This is a genomic window from Novosphingobium sp. 1529, assembly GCF_040544855.1.
Lineage (GTDB): Bacteria > Pseudomonadota > Alphaproteobacteria > Sphingomonadales > Sphingomonadaceae > Novosphingobium > Novosphingobium capsulatum.
Genome location: NZ_JBEPKW010000012.1, coordinates 78,073 through 94,904, shown reverse-complemented (window position 1 = coordinate 94,904; position 16,832 = coordinate 78,073). Strand labels below are relative to the sequence as shown.

Sequence of the window (16,832 nt, the reverse complement as noted above, 5' to 3'; positions counted from 1 at the left end):
GGGCCAGTGTCCCGAAACTGATTTTGGGGGCACAGTACAAAGATGCGATTGCTGTTTCGGTCACGTTCCAAACCGCAACCCAGCCATTCGATTCGCGATTACCAAAGAGTGGTGCGAAAGAAGCTGAAGGCCATGCCACAAGAGCGCTCCCTTGCTCTTGCCCAGGCCATCGGCGCAGAAACGATGGAAAATTTCGTCGCACAGGGCGATGGCCATGTCGCGGTGTTGCGCCATTACGGCCTGCGTGACGGCATGGCCATTTATGATCTGGGCTGTGGCTGCGGGCGAACCGCCCAAGCACTGCAACGCTCTGGATGGCAGGGCGACTATACCGGCGCCGATGTCGTTCCCGAGCTTTTGCAGGAGTTGCAAAGGCAGTGCCCCACCTATCAGGCCATCATCAATTACAAGCCAACGATCGTGGCGCCGGATTCATCGTTGGACATGACTTTCAACTGGTCGGTCTTCACACATCTTTATCCAACCGAATCATATCTTTATATCGAAGATAGCTTTCGTGCGCTCAAACCTGGCGGCAAACTGGTGTTTTCATTCCTGGAATTGGCCGAACCGGCCCATGACCGGATCTGGAATGCCTGCGTGGATCGCGTGCGCCGTGGGGAACGCGCGGAACAACTGGATTGCTTTTTGCACCGGGACTGGATCGCCCGTTTCGCCAAAGACGTGGGTTTTCTCCCGCCTGTTTTCACCAGCGGCTTGGACGACAGCAACCACCCTGCTTTCTGGCAGGCGCTGGCCATGCTGGAAAAGCCGGCCTGAGCGCGTTTTCACAGCCAGCTACTAGCGAAACGCGGCCGATTGCCGCAGGTGATCATAGGCCGCCACCACGCGCTGCAGCTTATCTTCCAGGCTGCGATCGCCGCCATTGCGATCGGGGTGATAGCGCCGCACCAGATCGGCGTAGCGGCGGCGCAGGGTGTGGCGGTCGGCGTCAAAGCCCAGGCCCAGCGCTTCGTAGGCGGTGCGGTCTTCCGGGGTCAGGCCGCGCCGGGCCGCTTCCTGGGCGGCCTGGTGATCCATCTTGCGGGCGCGGGCACGCTGGGCAATGGCTTCGAGCGGATCGGCAAAATCGCCCCAGCGTGGCGCCTGGTCGATGCCGGCATCGGGACGGAACGCGCGGGTGTGGGTATCCCATCCGGCCAGCGGCGATTGCGCGGCCATGATTTCATCGGCGCTCATGCCTTCAAAGAAATCATAGCCGGCGTTGAACGCGCGAATATGGTCAAGGCAGAACCAGCGGTAATCGCCAGGCCCGTCAAACCCGGAAGGCCGCACGCCGGGCGCACGAAATTCCCCCGGCGCATCGCACCCCGGGGCACTGCACTGGCGCCCGGTATCCGTGACGCGGCCATGGAACTTGTCATGCTTCACGCCATTGCACATGGTGCGTGCCAACCCGAAAGGAAAGAGATGACCGGCCCGATCGCCCAGGAAATTGAACGTAAACTTGTGGACGCCCTTGCCCCCACGCATCTGGCGGTGATCAACGATTCGGCCAGCCACAGCGGCCATCTGGGTGACGACGGCACCGGCGAATCGCACTTTACGGTGGAGATCGAAAGCGCAGCCTTTGCCGGCCTGTCGCGCCTGCAACGCCAGCGCTTGGTCAACCAGGCCCTGGGCGATCTGCCGGGCCAGCGGGTTCACGCCCTAGCGATTCGCGCCCGCGCGCCGGGCGAATGAGCGAGCAGGCCAAGCAGGAAGCCGAGGCGATTGCCGAGGCTGGCAAGCCCGCCCCCAAGGCCGAGACCGATGGGGTGCCCGCGCCAGCCACGCTCTTGCGCAATCACGAGGGCGGACACGCCCCGGTCAGCTATCTCGAGCTGTTTTTCGACCTGGTCTATGTCTTTGCCGTAACGCAGCTTTCCCATCATGTGCTGCACCATATGGGCGCGGCTGGCCTGGCAGAGGCACTGGTGCTGTTCCTGGCGGTGTGGTGGGCGTGGATGTTCACCGCCTGGGCCGCCAACTGGACCAATCCCGAAAGGGGCCCGGTGCGGATCATGCTGCTGCTGTCGATGCTGGCCAGCCTGGGGCTGGCCGTGGCCATGCCGCGCGCATTCGACGCTGGCGGCGGTGGCGATGCCATGCTGTTTGCCGCGTGCTATTGCCTGGTGCAGATCGGGCGCAGCGGGTTTGTCGCATGGGCCATGGCCAAGAGCCGGCAGGAACATTGGCGTGGCAGCGGCGCGCGCAACATGATCCGCATCACCTTGTGGTTCGTCGCCTCGGCCCCATTATGGCTGGCCGGCGCGCTGGTCGATGCCCCGCTGGTGCGGCTGGGGCTGTGGGCGCTGGCGCTCACGGTCGATTACGGCGGACCGTTCATGGGCTTTGCCGTGCCCGGCATGGGCCGATCGCAGCCGGAAGACTGGGACATTTCCGGCAGCCACCTGGCCGAACGCTGCGCGTTGTTCATCATCATCGCGCTGGGCGAAGGCGTGGTGGTAACCGGCACCAGCTTTGCCCAGGAAACCGCCGACCTGGCCCGCAGCCTGGCCTTCGTGCTGGCGTTTGCCGGGTCTGCACTGATGTGGTGGATCTATTTCGATCTGGGTGCCGAACGCGGCGCGCGGCACATTGCCCAGCATGCGCAGCCCGGCCGCGTGGCGCGCAGCGTCTATACCTATCTGCACATGCCGATCGTGGGCGGGATCGTGATCACCGCCGTGGCCGATGCCCTGCTGCTCGATGCGCCGCTGGCCGCGGCCAAGCTGCCGCTGGTTGCCACCCAGGCCGGGGGGCTGCTGGTGTTCCTGGCCGGCACCGGGCTGTTCAAGCGGCCATCCAGCCCGCACGGCAATTTTCCGCTGTCACACTGGGTGGGCGGTGGCCTGCTGATCGTGCTGGCGGCACTGACCCTGGCCTTTCCCCTGCCCGCGCCGGTGTTCGTGGGCGCCACGGTCCTGGCGCTGCTGGTGGTGGCGGTATGGGAATGGGCATCATACCATCACCACGGCAGCGCCCTGGCCGAGGATCAGGGCTGAAGCCATTCCACCCAGGCGCCATGGGCGTGGGCGGCGGCCAGACACACCGGTGCGCCGCCATCGGGCCACAGCCGCACGGTCAATTCGTGGCGGAACGTGGCACGATCGGTTTCCAGTGACAGCCAGGCCAGGCGCCGCCCCATCGTGGCGCGCTGGCCGGCGGCATCGATCCCGGCGGTAATGCGCGCTTGCGTGGCGGGCGGCAGATATTGCCAGACGATGGAATGATAGATCACCCGCGTGCTGTCTTCCGGCTGCGGCGCGGCCAGCACGGCATCGACATAGTCGGCCGCATCCATCGCCACCAGATCGGGCCGCCGTGCCTGCGCCAGGGCAATTGCCGCGTCCAGCCGCGCAATGCGCTCGGTCATCTCGGCCCAGACATAGCTCTTGAGCCGCAGCGCCTGCTCGAGATCAACCAGATCGATCGGCGCACGATCGCATCCGGCGATCGCCAGCACATCGACCGGAACTTGCGGCGGCCGCCCGGTGCCGCGCCATTCGGGCGCGAGATGCAACGGCGAATCAGCCGGGCCGGCCTGCGTGCCACCCAAATCAAAGGCAAAGCGATCCATCATCGTGTTGACCCCGGCACTCGCGCCCAGTTCGTGCAGCACGAAGCGCGGGCCCACCCGTGCCGAGAGCCACAGCAGCCCGGCCATGATCGAAGCGGAACGGCCGGCTTCGTTGGTCTGGGGTGGCCCGTCGAGCCAGGGCAGCAGGCGGGTGGCAAAGCAATCCACCAGATCGCCGACCAGCGCATCGATGGCGACCTGGTCGGTCAATTCCCCGCGATAGACCGCCGCGAGCCGCATGTCGGCACCGGTCAGCACCAGATTGTGCAGCCCTCCGGCCAGGCGCAGCGGCAGCGCGTCTTCCAAGGGCTTGCCCGGCCAGGCCGCCATGCGCGCGCCCACCGCGCCGCCCGATGTCAACAAGGGCAACTGCGCCCGCACCACCCGCCCCGTGGCCGGGGCGCCATTGGCCGCGGCGTGGTCTGCCTGCCAGGCGATGGCCTGTTCGACAGAAGCGATATCCATGATCGACGCCATGAGGTTGCCCTTTTCCCGCGCTTGCCATAGGGGCGAAGGCGTCATGACCACCGCCACCCCGCTCGTTTTCGCCCTGCCCAAGGGCCGCATTCTCGATGAGGCGCTGCCCTTGCTCGAACAAGCAGGCGTCGTGCCCGAGGCTGCGTTCTTCGACAAGTCCTCGCGCGCATTGTCTTTTGCGACCAGCCGGCCCGATGTGACGCTGATCCGCGTGCGCGCGTTCGACGTTGCCACGTTCGTTGCCCATGGCGCCGCGCAGGCCGGCATCGTGGGATCAGACGTGATAGACGAGTTCGACTATGCCGATCTCTATGCCCCGGTCGATCTCGATATCGGGCATTGCCGCCTGTCGGTGGCAGAGCCGGTCGGCGGCCTGGGCCAGGGCGATTGGCAGCGGGAAAGCCATGCCCGCGTGGCCACCAAATATCCCAACCTCACCCGCCGCCATTTCGAACGGATGGGCGTGCAGGCCGAAGTGGTGAAGCTCAATGGCGCGATGGAACTGGCGCCGTCACTGGGCCTGGCCAGCCGCATCGTCGATCTGGTCTCCTCGGGCCGCACGCTCAAGGAAAACGGCCTGGTCGAAACCAGCCAGATCATGCAGATTTCGGCGCGGCTGATCGTCAACCGCGCTGCGCTCAAGACCGACAGCGCCCGCCTGGGCGCGCTGGTCGATGCGTTCCGCACGCAAGTTGCCGCACGAAAGGCCGCCGCCTGATGCTCCGCCTCAAGACGACCGACGCCGATTTCGCCACGCGCTTTGCCCGGCTGGTAAAAGACCGCCGCGAGAGCGACGAAAATGTCAGCCGTGATGTGCAGACGATCATCGAGGACGTGCGCCTGCGCGGCGATGAAGCTCTGGCCGAATATACCCAGCGCTTCGATGGCCACCTGCCGCAGGGCAATGGCTGGCGTATCGATGCCGCCACCTGCCGCGAGGCGTTCGATGCCTTGGCGCCCGATCTGCGCGCCGCGCTGGAACTGGCCGCACAGCGCATCCGCACCTATCACGAGACACAATTGCCACAGGACCGCGACTATACCGACGCGGCCGGTGTGCGCCTGGGCGCCAAGTGGCGCGCGGTGGATGGGGCCGGGCTCTATGTGCCGGGTGGCCGCGCCGCCTATCCCTCGTCGCTGTTGATGAATGCCATCCCCGCCAAGGTGGCGGGCGTTGGCCGGCTGGTTGTCACCACGCCCACGCCCAAGGGTGAGATCAACCCGCTGGTGCTGGCCGCCGCGCACTTGGCCGGGGTGGACGAAGTGTGGCGCGTGGGCGGGGCGCAGGCCGTGGCAGCGCTGGCCTATGGCACCAAGACAATGCGCCCGGTGGACGTGATCACCGGCCCGGGCAATGCCTGGGTAGCCGAAGCCAAGCGCCAGCTTTACGGCGTGGTCGGGATCGACATGGTGGCCGGGCCATCGGAAATCCTGGTGATCGCCGATGCCAAGAACGATCCGCAGTGGATCGCTGCCGACCTGCTGAGCCAGGCTGAGCACGATCCGGCCGCGCAGGCGATCCTGATCACCGACGATGCCGCCTTTGCCGATCAGGTGGTCGACATGGTCGGCGTGGAAATCGCCCTGTTGCCCACGGCCCGCGTGGCCAAGGCCAGCTGGGAAACCCACGGCACGGTGATCGTGGTGGAATCGCTCGACGAGGCCCCCGCCCTCGCCAATGCGCTGGCGGCCGAGCATGTGGAGATCGCCACTGACGATCCCGATGCCCTGTTTGCCCAGATCCGCCATGCCGGCTCGGTGTTCCTGGGCCGCATGACGCCCGAGGCGATCGGCGACTATGTCGCTGGCCCCAACCACGTGCTGCCCACCGGGCGCCGTGCGCGCTTTTCCTCGGGGCTTTCCGTGCTCGACTTCATGAAGCGCACCAGCTTCATTGCCGTGAGCGATGCTTCCATTGGCGCAGTTGGCCCGGCGGCCATTGCGCTTGCCGATGCGGAAGGGCTTGCCGCCCACGCCCGCTCGATCGAACTGAGATTGGGAATATGACGAATAGCAAGGGCCAGGCCCGCTCTGCCGCGCGGCTCGCCGCTGTCCAGGCGCTTTACCAAGTGGATATGGAAGGCACCGAGCTGCGCTTCCTGCTCGACGAGTTCCACCAGCACCGGCTGGGCGCGGAAATCGAAGACGTGGAATATGCCGCGGCCGACGTCGAATTCTTCGATGACGTGGTCAAGGGCGTGATCGCCCGCCGCGAGGAAGTCGATGGGCTGATCCAGGGCCGCCTGGCCCAGGGCTGGTCGCTGGCCCGCCTCGACAAGACCATGCTGCAGATCCTGCGCTGCGGCACCTATGAATTGCTGGCCCGCACCGACATTGCCGTGGGCACGGTGATCAGCGAATACCTCGACGTGGCCCACGCCTTTTTCGACGCGCGCGAGGCCAAGTTTGCCAATGGCGTACTCGACGCCGTGGCCAAGGACGTGCGCAAATAATACGCCCGTCCCCTCCCCATCGCCGATGGGGAGGGGGTGCAGGGCAATTTACAACCGCTCTGCGTGCCAGCGCAGGTGATCGTCCATGAACGTGGAAATGAAGTTGTAGCTGTGGTCATAGCCCGGCTGCAGCCGCAGCGTGAGGTCAACGCCCGCCGCTTCGCACGCCGTGGCGAACAGGTCGGGCCGCAATTGCTCGGCCAGGAAGCCATCGGCATCGCCCTGGTCGATCAGGATGGCCCCCGCCGGGCGCTTGCCGTCTTCGACCAGCGCGGTGGCATCATGCGCGCGCCATGCGGCACGATCGTCACCCAGATAGCCGCCCAGCGCCTTGTGGCCCCAGGGCACCTGCCCCGGCGCCACGATCGGCGCGAAGGCCGAAAGCGACTTGAACGTTTCGGGATAGGTCAGCCCCAGCGTCAGCGCACCATGACCGCCCATCGAGTGGCCGGTGATGCCCATCCGCGCGATATCAACCGGGAAATGCGCGGCAAGCAGGGCCGGCAGTTCCTGCGAGACATAGTCCCACATGCGGTAATGCGCGGCGTAAGGCTCTTGCGTGGCGTTGACGTAAAAGCCCGCGCCCAGGCCAAAGTCATAGGCACCGGCCGGATCATCGGCCACGTCCTCGCCCCGCGGCGAGGTATCGGGCGCCACGAAGATCAGCCCGAGTTCGGCGCAGAGGCGGCGATATTCGCCCTTGTCCGTCACGTTGGCGTGGGTGCAGGTCAGGCCGGAGAGATAGAGCAGCACCGGCAGCTTGGCCCCAGCCTGCGCCTGGGGCGGCACGAATACCGAAAAGGTCATCGGCGTGGCCGTGGCGGCCGAGGCGTGCTTGTACACGCCCAGCACGCCACCATGGGCCTTGGTGGTGGAAACCGTTTCCAGCGTCATTGCACCGCGCCATAGTTGTGCAGCGCGCAGATCTTGTGGCCATCGGGATCGCGCAGATAGGCCAGGTAATAGGGGGTGCCATTGCGCACGCCGGGCGGGTCTTCGCAGGCGCTGCCGCCATGGGCGATGCCGGCGGCATGCCAGGCGTCGGCCTGTTCCGGAGTCATGGCAAAGCCCACGGTAAAGCCGTTGGCGCACGTCGCCGGCTGGCCGTCGATCGGCTTGGTCAGGATGAAGATGCCGCCGTTGTGCACATAGATCAGCCGCCCCTTGGGATCGACGATGCCCTGGGGCCCACCGAACGTGGCAAAGGTGGCATCGTAAAAGGTCTTGGCACGGTCGATATCGTTCGTGCCGATCATCAGGTGGCTGAACATGGGCGTCTCTTCTCCCGGTGCAGCGCCCCATGCGCCGCATCGCGGGGCGGTGTGCCCGGCCCTGCCCCTGCCGGTCAAGTGCCCGCGTGGGGTGATTGCCGCACGGCTTGGGCCTGGCCCACGGCCGCGCGCAATTCCTTAAGGCCATAGGGCTTGTTGATCACCGGCACGCCGGGCCAGCGTTCGTTGCCAATGCCTTCGCCATAGCCGGTGGCAAAGGCAAAGGGCACGCCCAGTTCGGTCAGCCGATCGGCGATCGGCGCACTGGTATCCACACCCAGGTTGAAGTCCAGCAGGGCAAAGGCAAACTCGTTCCGCTCCAGCAGGCGCAGCGCATCGCGCACGGTCGGCGCAGTGCTGACCGCCGCCGCGCCCAGTTCGCGCAGCGCGTCTTCGCCATCGAGCGCGATGATCATGCTGTCTTCCACCAGCAGCACGTTGCAATCGTCCAGCGGGGTGGTCGCCCCGCCCAGGCTGATCGGCGTGGGACCACTGTGCCGCGCCGCCGTTACCCCCGCCACACAGTGTTCGGGCAGGGTGAAGCGGGCATGCACGCCGGGCGCAAGATAGGCGATGTTGGCCGTGCCGCCCAGGTCATAGGGGATCGAGCGTTCGATGATCGTGCTGCCAAACCCACGCCGGGTGGGTGGCGCCACTGGTGGGCCATCGCGTTCCTGCCAATCCAGCACGAGACCGCCGCTGCCGTCACGCTCCCACGAAATGTGCACCGTGCCGTGCCCAGCGAGCGCACCATACTTCACGGCATTGGTCATCAATTCGTGGATGACCAGGGCAATCGTGACGTAGGCGGTGGGATAAAGCAGCACGTTCTCGCCCTGCGCCACCACGCGTTCGGATTGCGCGCGCAGATAGGCGCCAGCTTCCACTTCTACCAGGTCAGCCAGCCGCGCCGGCCCCCAGCGATCGGCGGTGATCTGGTCATGCGCCCGGGCAAGCGAGCGGATGCGATCATCGAGCGTCGAGATGAAGCCGGTCACGTCAGCCGCACCGTCGCGCGTCTGCGCGATCAGGCCGCGGATAAGCGAAAGAATATTGCGCACGCGGTGATTGAGTTCGGCAATCAGCAGTTCCTGCCGTTCCGACGCACGGGCCCGCTCCACCCCGGCGGTTTCCGCCAGGCGCACCAGCACTTCCAGCATGCCCACGCGCAGCGCTTCGGCCACGCGGCGCTCGGCCGGAGTAAACGGCTGGCACGTGCCCTTTACCAGTTGCGCCCAGGCCTCGAAACTCTTGCGCGGGGTCAGGCGCGGGCCGTTGGGGCCGTGCACCATTTGCTTTTCAGGCTTGCCGCCCCAGCGCACCTCGCGCAGGCGTTCTGCCCGGAACAGCACGATATAGTCACGCGGCTCGCGCGACAGCGGAATCGCCAGCATGCCGGCCGCCACATCGGCGTGATCGGCCGCGGCTGGCAGCAGCTTGGAAATCGTCTCGGTGGCAAAGACCTGCCCGGAAGAGACCCGGTTGAGCAGGCGCACGATGCTGTCGAACTGGTCGTCATTGGGAGTCAGCCCCACCAGCGAGGTCTGCCCGCGCACATGCACGCCGATGCCATCGGCGGGAATGGCATCGCCGATCACGTCGGCCAGCCACTGCGGATTGTCGAGCAGGTCATTGTCCTGCGCCACGGTGGCCAGCAAGCGATCGGTAACGGCGCGACCGCGCGCTTCATACTCGCGAGCCTGGGCGTTTTCCCGCGCATCGAGCATGAGCGAGAACATCTGGCCAAACAGTTCGGCCGCGCTGCGTGCGGCCATGCTGGGCAGGCGCGGGGAATAGTGATGGCAGGCAAACAGCCCCCACAGCTTGCCGCCCACCACGATCGAGATCGACAGCGACGCGCATACGCCCATGTTGTGCAGGTATTCGATGTGGATTGGCGACACTGCGCGCAGCACGGACAACGACTGGTCCAACAGCAGCCCATCGGGATCGCGCTGCGGCACCAGGGGCACCGGTGTAGACCCAACGTCAGCGATCACGCGAAACGTATTGCGCAGATAGAGCTGGCGCGCCTGGGCCGGAATATCGCTGGCGGGATAGTGCAGCCCCAGGAAGCTGTCGATGCCATGCCGCGCGGATTCAGCGACGACCTCGCCCGATTCCTGCGCATCGAAGCGATAGACCATGACCCGGTCAAACCCGGTGATCGCCCGCACCTGGCGCGCGCCTTCCCGCAGGAACGCGGGTAGGCCTTCCACCTGTTGCAGCCGGCCGATCATGCTGCGCACCACCGAGGTCGCCTCGATCGGCTCCAGCGCTGCCGGCTCGGCCTCGATCACGATCTCGCGGCCGGCGAAATGCAGCGCCACGTCGAACGGCGGCTGCCCAGCCAGCAATGGCAGGGCAAAAATCCGCTCTACCGCATCGGCGCCACGCAGCGTGGTCAGCCGGTTGCGGATGGTGTGGATTGCCTCGCGGTCTAGCAGATGGGTCAGCGGCTGGCCCAGCACGTCGTGCGCGGCCATGCCGGTGAACTGTTCGATGTTTTCGGAAACACGCGCAACCATCCAATCGGGCGTGATGGCGACGAGAAATCCAAAGGGCTGAATGATGCCCAGGATATGGATCGGCTCGCGATCGCAATTGCTGAGATCTACAGCAAAGGCTTCCGCCTGCTCGGCAGGAACCTGGCCGTTCGATTCAGTATGGTGGGTCATCCGTAGCGCAGATAACGCACCATGGGAAAAAAGGTGCCGAAAATATTCGGCACCTTTTGCAATTTATGACGGAATGCCCGGCACCGGCTGTGCCGCGATCGCCGGCGCCTCGAAACTGGCCATCGGCCAGGCGCAATAATCCGCGGCGTAATAGGCGCTGGGGCGGTGGTTGCCACTGTCACCCAGCCCGCCGAACGGCATGTTGGCCGCAGCGCCCGTGGTCGGGCGATTCCAGTTGACCACGCCGGCACGCACCATCAGGCGGAACTCGTCCCACAGCGCGGGATCGGCCGAGACCAGCCCGGCCGACAGGCCGAACGCGGTATCATTGGCACTGCCCAGCGCGGCGGCAAAATCGGCCACGCGCCGCACGCTCAGCACCGGGGCAAAGACCTCGCGATCGGGCACGGCAAGGCCGGTCACATCGAGGATCACCGGCGCAAAGAATGCCTCGCGCCGTCCTTCCTGCACGGCTTCGGCCAGGATCGGCCGGGCGCCGGCGGCCACCAGGTCTGCCACCGCCGCACGGGCCGCGCGGGCTTGGGCATCGCCCACCAGCGGACCCATGAAAGCCTCGCCGGGCTCGTCCCACGCCGCGATCGGCAGGCGCTGCGCCAGATCGACCAGTGCCGCGATCACTGCGTCACCCCATGCCCCCTCGGGCAGGATCAGGCGCCGCGCGCACGAGCAGCGCTGCCCGCTGGTCACGAAGGCCGAATGGACGATGAGGCTGGCCACCGCCGCCGGCTCGCCATCCCAGGCCACCAGCGGATTGTTGCCGCCCAGTTCCAGCGCCAGGATCACATCGGGGCGATCGGCAAACTGGCGGCGGAAGATCTGCCCGGCAGCGGCAGAGCCGGTGAACAGCAGCCCGTCGATCCGCCCCTTGAGCAGCGCCTCTCCCGTCTCGCGCCCGCCCTGCACGATATTGAGCACGCCATCGGGCAGCCCGGCTTCACGCCACAGGCCCACCATGGCAGCGCCCGTTGCCGGGGTCAGTTCCGAAGGCTTGAACACCACGGTGTTCCCGGCCAGCAGCGCCGGCACGATATGGCCGTTGGGCAGGTGGCCGGGGAAATTGTAGGGGCCCAGCACGGCCATCACGCCGTGCGGACGATGGCGCAGGGTGGCGCTGCCGAACGGCATGTCGGCGCTGCGCGAACCAGTGCGTTCGGCTTGCGCCGCGATCGACACCGCCACCTTGCCGGCCATGGAGGCCTGCTCGGTGCGCGTTTCCCACAGCAGCTTGCCGGTTTCAGCGGAAATCAGCTCGGCCAGCGCCGGGCTGGCCTTGACCAGCGTGGCATAACGCTCGGCAATCGCCACGCGCTCTTCGAGCGGGGTACGTGCCCAGGCCGGGAACGCGGCATGTGCCTTGGCCAGCGCAGCGGCGCAGGCCGCCTCGTCGGCCACTTCGCCTTCCCACACCACGCGGCCATGGGCCGGATCGAACGACTGGAGCCTTTGGGTCACGGCAATCAACTCACGATCAGAGGGTCACCCGGGCGGATGCCCAGGGCGGCCAGGGTTGCTTCGGGAACGACCAGGGCATCATCGGTGATGCGGGCCGGAGTCAGCGTGGCGCGGAACGTGGCAAGGCCGGGCACCGCCACCAGATGCAGCCGCTCGTCGGCCGCCGGTTCCACCACGCCGGCCGCTGCCGGCAGGGTCTGCGCATTGCGCACGGTGCGGATCTGGTCGCGCGGCGCCGTCACGGTGGGGCCACCATCGAAAATGTCGATCAGGCCCGAACGGGTAAAGCCTTCGTCTTCCAGCATCGCCAGCGCGCGCGCGCCGTGGCGATGAACCTTGGCGATTGCCTCGCGCGCGGCGGGATCGACCAGTTCCAGGTAGATCGGATGGCGCGGCGCCAGATCGAGGATGAACTGCCCGTCGGTGGCGGTGATCATGCGATCCGCGTCCTCGAACGGCAGGCGAAAGAACTTGGCGGCGATGCCGTGCCAGAACGGGCTTTCATCGCGCTCGTCGAACCAGCCGCGCAGTTCGGCCATGATCGTGGCGGCAAACAAATCACGGTTGGCACCGATCAGCGCATAGCGCGCCCGGGCCAACAGCGATCCCGCCCCGCCCTGCCGCTTGCGCGGGCGCAGGAACAGCGATCCCACTTCCGACGATCCGGTGCATTCGTTGACCAGCACCAGCGCCTGGTGATCGAACCGCGTGCCGGTTGCCGACGAATACTGCGCCAGGGTCATTACCCGGAAGGAAAAGTGCGGCCGGTCGAGCCCTACCGCACCCTTGATCCCGGCCACGCCCTCGATCACGCCGGTTTCGGTGTCTTCGAGCATCAGCGTGTACCAGGCGTGCTGCGGCGACACCTCTCGCGCAAAGCTCTGCGCGGAAAGCGCCAGCCGCTCGGCCAGCACGGCGCGGTCTTCGGGCAGGCTGGTAAAGCCCTTGCCCGAAAGAAACGCCAGATCGAGCAGCGCATCGATATCGGGCGGCCCGGCCGGCCGCACCACCAGCATCAGGCCGCCACCGCGCTGGCTGCATCCACCTGGCCCCAGCCGCGTGCACGCGCATCAGCCAGCGTGGCATCGAGGCGGGCAAGCGCTTCATCCACTTCTTCCGCCGTGATCAACAGCGAAGGCAACATGCGCACGCAGTTTTCGCCGCCGCCGGCCACCAGCAGGCCATGCTCGCGGGCCAGGGCCATGACCTCGCGGTTGTTGGCATGGAGCTTGAGGCCCATGAGCAGCCCCTTGCCGCGCGTTTCCACGATCTGATCGGGATAGCGCGCCGCCAAGGCGGCAAAACCGGAATAGAAGCGATCTGACATCGCACCAACATGCGCCAGGGCAGCGTCCTGCGCAATCACGTCAAACACGGCCAGGCCCACGGCCATGGCCAGCGGATTGCCGCCAAAGGTGGTGCCATGCACGCCGGTGACCATGCCGCTCGCCGCCTCAGCGCTGGTCAGGCAGGCGCCGATCGGGAAACCGCCACCCAGCGCCTTGGCAATCGCCATGATGTCGGGCTCGGCGCCCGGGAACCACTGGTGGGCAAACAGCTTGCCGGTACGGCCCATGCCGCTTTGCACTTCATCGTGGATCAGCAGCACGCCGTGCTCACGCGTCAGGCGGCGCAGTTCCAGCAGGAATTCGCCCGACAGCGCGCGGGCACCGCCCTCACCCTGCACCGGCTCCACGATCACGGCCGCCGTGGTGGGGCGGGCAATCGCTTCGGCGAGCGCAGGCAGGTCATCCACCGACATCTGGTGGAAGCCGGGCAGGCGCGGGCCGAACCCTTCGAGATAGGTGGGATTGCCCGAGGCGTTGATCGCCGCATAGGTACGCCCGTGGAACGAGCCGGCAAAGCCGATCACGTCGATCCGCTCGGGATTGCCCTTGGCAAAGTGATAGCGGCGCGCGGTCTTGAGCGCCGCTTCAACCGCCTCGGTGCCGGAATTGGCGAAATAGACCAGATCGGCAAAGGTGGCGCCGGTCAGCTTTTCCGCCAGTTCTTCCTGGCCGGGAATGCGGAAGATATTGGAAACATGCCACAGCTTGTGCGCCTGCGCGGTGAGCGCGGCGACCAGCCCGGGATGGGCATGGCCCAGGCTGCACGTGGCGATCCCCGCCACGCAATCGAGGAAGCGGCGGCCGTCGCGCGCTTCCAGCCACACACCTTCACCACGCTCCACTTCGATCTGGGCACGGGCATAGAGCGGCATCAAGGCTTGAGACATGACGATTTCTCCCCGCAATCGAGATGCGGAACTGGTGTTGTTGTTATGAATGAACCGCCCCCGCGCCATGGCACGGGGGCAAACTCTCAGGCGGCGGCCGTCATCTTGAAGATGCCGGTGGCATTGCCGCTGTCAAACGTGAGGTCGAGCTTGCCCGTGGCCGGATCGGCCCGGCGCGTGATGAACTCGAAGAACGAACCCGGCACGGTCTGCGCCGTCAGCGTGCCATCCTCGGCCCGGAACGAGCGCTTGACTTGGGCCGCGCGCAGCGCGGTCTGCCGCACCCGGCCCGAGGCGGACACCTCCACCTTGTCCTTGATGCTGCGGCCTGCCACGCGCTCGCCCTGCGCGGTTGCCTCCACATCAGTGACGCGATCGGTCACGTGGTTGAAGGCATTGCCTTCGGTGGCGATCCAGGCGGCTTCGGCGCTTTCGGCGCGCAGGATCTCATAGTCGCTTTCGAACGGCACCGGGTGCTGGCGATCGAACAGGCCCATCACCACCTTGAGGGCGGCCACGGCATCGTCCTGCGGCACGCTGCCACCGGCGGCAAAACGCGACAGCACCTGCGCCGTGGCGGCATCGAGGCGATCGAGCGCCGGGCCGAACACGCGCACCGCCGCCTTGGCAAAAGCAGGCGAGAACTGATCGACGTGCAATTCGCTGACAAAGAACTGCGGCATGGTTTCGGGCAGCTTGGCATGGCACCACACGTGCCCGGTCATCTTGAGACGCGGCAGCGGATAGATGCCCACCTCGATATAGCCGAGCGGTTCGAGCACGCGGCGGAACGCTTCCACGCCCTGCGGCATGGCGCAACGCGCGCCCTGCGGCAGCAGCACCGTGCGCAGCGCGCCATGATCGAGTACGATGCGGCGGCCCTGGGCCACGCATTCGTCCACATATTCGGCGCCTTCGGGCACGCGCTTCAAAAGATCGGCAAAGAGCACGAGATTGAGCGCCTCGGCAAAACGCAAGGCATCGATACCGTTGACCGGGGCATGACCACCGGTGGGCACCATCGGGGCAGCCAGCGCACGAATCTTTGCCGCAGTCGCATGGTCCAGGACATTTTCAACAAGATCCGCAGCACCGGTTTGTTCGATGGTTGCCAAGTTCTGCATCATGCGCTCTTTCGATCTAATATCGTCCCAAGCCGCAATTTATGATAGGAAAGCCGGGTATCAAAACGGGTAAGCATCATCTGTTGATCGGGTTTTGGAATGAGTGAATCACGCCGCGAGCTTCCCTCGATGACCGCGCTGGCCTGCTTCGTGGCCGCCGCGCGCGAAGGCGGCTTCTCTCGCGCTGGCGCGCAGCTGGGCCTGACGCAAAGCGCAGTCAGCCGCCAGATCGCGCTGCTGGAAGAAAGCCTGCAGACCCCGCTGTTCCAGCGCCACGGCCGCCGCGTTACCCTGAACGAGGCCGGGCGCGCCTACGCGGAGGATATCGAGCCGGCGCTGCGCCGCATCCGCATGGCCACCGCCAAGGCCATGGACCGGGGCAGCCGCCGCGACCTGACCATCGCCACGCTGCCCAGCTTCGGCATGCGCTGGCTCGCCCCGCGCCTGCCCGGGCTGACTGCGCGACACCCCGAACTCACGGTGAACTTTGCCGCGCGCTCGTTCCCGTTCGACTTGCGCGAGGAGCGGTTCGATGCCGCGATCCACTTCGGCGCGGCCGATTGGGACGACGCTGAAATGATCCCGCTGTTCACCGAACAGGCGGTGGTGGCCTGCGCGCCATCGTGGCTGGCGGCCGAAGGGGTGCATGAGCCCGCCGACCTCCTGGGCAAGCCGCTGCTGTTCCAGATTTCACGCCGCAATGCCTGGAACCGCTGGTTCGCCCTTGCTGGCATCGATGGCCTGCCGCCGCTCAAAGGTGCGACCTTCGAACACTTCCTGATGCTGGCCCAGGCCGCCGCCGCCGGATCGGGCGCCGCTCTGCTCCCCCGCTTCCTGATCGAACCGGAACTGCAATCAGGCGCGCTCGTCACCCCTTTCGCCACCGCACTGGCCGACGAGGGGCAATACTACCTCGTCCTGCGCCCCGACTGGCGCGATCACCCCGGCCTCGTCAAATTCCACGACTGGCTGGTCGACGCGGCCAAGGAACAGGGCGCGGCTTGATGCGCCAATAGTTGACGGCGCCCCTCCGTCAGGCCTGCGGCCTGCCACCTCCCCATTCCATGGGGAGGATCTGTGCGATCCGCGCCTGGCAGTTCTGCGCGATAGCGTAAGCGGCCGCTGTGGGATCGCGCAAGACCTCAACCGCTGGCAAGCGCAGCACCTCAACACCTTGCGTGGCGAGCCAGGCATCACGGCGCATATCGTGCTGCGCCCGATCGCCCATGTCGTGAGCTTTACCGTCCACTTCGATGGCGAGACGGGCTGCCGAGCACCAGAAATCGAGGATGTAAGGCCCGATCGGATGCTGCCGGCGCAGCTTCACACCACCCTGACGCCGCCGCAGTGCCTGCCACAGCAGCACTTCGGGCAGCGACATCGCGCGGCGCAAGCGTCGGGCGTTCTGGACGGTGTTCATGGCGCCAGTGAATGCCGCCGCCAAGCTTTTCGGCAAGCGCCACTGAAGCCGATGTGGCGGAATCGATCCTCCCCGTCACCGACGGGGAGGGGGACCGCCGCGCAGCGGTGGTGGAGG

At 66.4% G+C, this 16,832-nt stretch carries 17 protein-coding genes; 7 read left to right on the top strand and 10 right to left on the bottom strand.

What is annotated here, in order from left to right; all coding sequences use genetic code 11:
• Window positions 1-111: 111 nt before the first annotated feature.
• Window positions 112-780 carry a class I SAM-dependent methyltransferase gene (locus ABIC78_RS18450; RefSeq protein ID WP_237741071.1) on the top strand — a complete coding sequence of 223 codons (669 nt, stop codon included), beginning with the start codon at window positions 112-114 and terminating at the stop codon, window positions 778-780.
• 21 nt (window positions 781-801) lie between these two features.
• On the opposite strand, the gene ABIC78_RS18445 is transcribed toward ABIC78_RS18450, so the two are convergent.
• Entirely contained in the window at window positions 802-1,392 is a 591-nt protein-coding gene (locus ABIC78_RS18445) for a J domain-containing protein (protein ID WP_028658100.1), read from the bottom strand.
• Window positions 1,393-1,431: 39 nt separating this feature from the next.
• Between ABIC78_RS18445 and ABIC78_RS18440 the strand changes: the two genes are divergently transcribed.
• Window positions 1,432-1,704, top strand: a complete 273-nt coding sequence (locus ABIC78_RS18440) for a BolA family protein (RefSeq protein WP_062785183.1) — start codon at window positions 1,432-1,434, stop codon at window positions 1,702-1,704.
• Complete coding sequence (locus ABIC78_RS18435; RefSeq protein WP_354491235.1) at window positions 1,701-3,008, top strand: low temperature requirement protein A; 1,308 nt, start codon at window positions 1,701-1,703, stop codon at window positions 3,006-3,008. Before ABIC78_RS18440 ends, ABIC78_RS18435 begins: the two co-directional genes overlap by 4 nt.
• Here ABIC78_RS18435 and ABIC78_RS18430 read toward each other — a convergent pair.
• Entirely contained in the window at window positions 2,999-4,048 is a 1,050-nt protein-coding gene (locus ABIC78_RS18430) for a DUF2332 domain-containing protein (protein ID WP_354491233.1), read from the bottom strand. The two genes, ABIC78_RS18435 and ABIC78_RS18430, sit on opposite strands and share 10 nt — an antisense overlap.
• 55 nt (window positions 4,049-4,103) lie before the next feature.
• Here ABIC78_RS18430 and hisG point away from each other — a divergent pair, with 55 nt between their 5' ends.
• From hisG to nusB, 3 genes are read left to right on the top strand one after another with little or no spacing between them, the layout of a single operon-like run.
• A complete protein-coding gene (gene hisG / locus ABIC78_RS18425; RefSeq protein ID WP_062785185.1) occupies window positions 4,104-4,778 on the top strand; it encodes an ATP phosphoribosyltransferase in 675 nt (224 codons plus the stop codon).
• Complete coding sequence (gene hisD / locus ABIC78_RS18420) at window positions 4,778-6,067, top strand: histidinol dehydrogenase (RefSeq protein WP_354491232.1); 1,290 nt, start codon at window positions 4,778-4,780, stop codon at window positions 6,065-6,067. The genes hisG and hisD overlap by 1 nt, the downstream gene beginning before the upstream one ends.
• On the top strand, window positions 6,064-6,513 hold the full coding sequence (gene nusB, locus ABIC78_RS18415) for a transcription antitermination factor NusB (protein ID WP_054132157.1): 450 nt from the start codon (window positions 6,064-6,066) through the stop codon (window positions 6,511-6,513). Before hisD ends, nusB begins: the two co-directional genes overlap by 4 nt.
• Before the next feature lie 48 nt (window positions 6,514-6,561).
• Here nusB and fghA read toward each other — a convergent pair whose 3' ends face one another.
• The 7 genes from fghA to ABIC78_RS18380 form a co-directional block, all read right to left on the bottom strand.
• Window positions 6,562-7,407 carry an S-formylglutathione hydrolase gene (gene fghA, locus ABIC78_RS18410; RefSeq protein WP_022677206.1) on the bottom strand — a complete coding sequence of 282 codons (846 nt, stop codon included), beginning with the start codon at window positions 7,405-7,407 and terminating at the stop codon, window positions 6,562-6,564.
• On the bottom strand, window positions 7,404-7,784 hold the full coding sequence (locus ABIC78_RS18405) for a VOC family protein (protein ID WP_354491230.1): 381 nt from the start codon (window positions 7,782-7,784) through the stop codon (window positions 7,404-7,406). Before ABIC78_RS18405 ends, fghA begins: the two co-directional genes overlap by 4 nt.
• A gap of 74 nt (window positions 7,785-7,858) precedes the next feature.
• A complete protein-coding gene (locus ABIC78_RS18400) occupies window positions 7,859-10,462 on the bottom strand; it encodes an HWE histidine kinase domain-containing protein (RefSeq protein ID WP_354491228.1) in 2,604 nt (867 codons plus the stop codon).
• Between the two features lie 63 nt (window positions 10,463-10,525).
• Window positions 10,526-11,935, bottom strand: coding sequence for a succinylglutamate-semialdehyde dehydrogenase (astD, locus tag ABIC78_RS18395; RefSeq protein ID WP_354491226.1), 1,410 nt, complete (start codon window positions 11,933-11,935; stop codon window positions 10,526-10,528).
• A 5-nt stretch (window positions 11,936-11,940) separates the two neighbouring features.
• Window positions 11,941-12,951 carry an arginine N-succinyltransferase gene (locus tag ABIC78_RS18390; protein ID WP_354491224.1) on the bottom strand — a complete coding sequence of 337 codons (1,011 nt, stop codon included), beginning with the start codon at window positions 12,949-12,951 and terminating at the stop codon, window positions 11,941-11,943.
• On the bottom strand, window positions 12,951-14,171 hold the full coding sequence (locus ABIC78_RS18385) for an aspartate aminotransferase family protein (RefSeq protein WP_354491222.1): 1,221 nt from the start codon (window positions 14,169-14,171) through the stop codon (window positions 12,951-12,953). The genes ABIC78_RS18390 and ABIC78_RS18385 overlap by 1 nt, the downstream gene beginning before the upstream one ends.
• 86 nt (window positions 14,172-14,257) lie before the next feature.
• Entirely contained in the window at window positions 14,258-15,295 is a 1,038-nt protein-coding gene (locus ABIC78_RS18380) for a DUF1338 domain-containing protein (protein ID WP_354491220.1), read from the bottom strand.
• Window positions 15,296-15,394: 99 nt separating this feature from the next.
• Between ABIC78_RS18380 and ABIC78_RS18375 the strand changes: the two genes are divergently transcribed.
• Window positions 15,395-16,300: a LysR substrate-binding domain-containing protein gene (locus ABIC78_RS18375; RefSeq protein WP_354491218.1), complete on the top strand. Its 906-nt coding sequence runs from the start codon at window positions 15,395-15,397 to the stop codon at window positions 16,298-16,300.
• Window positions 16,301-16,328: 28 nt separating this feature from the next.
• On the opposite strand, the gene ABIC78_RS18370 is transcribed toward ABIC78_RS18375, so the two are convergent.
• The gene (locus tag ABIC78_RS18370) at window positions 16,329-16,715 is read right to left on the bottom strand and encodes an endonuclease domain-containing protein (protein WP_354491216.1); all 387 of its coding nucleotides are present in this window, start codon (window positions 16,713-16,715) and stop codon (window positions 16,329-16,331) included.
• Between the last annotated feature and the right edge of the window lie 117 nt (window positions 16,716-16,832).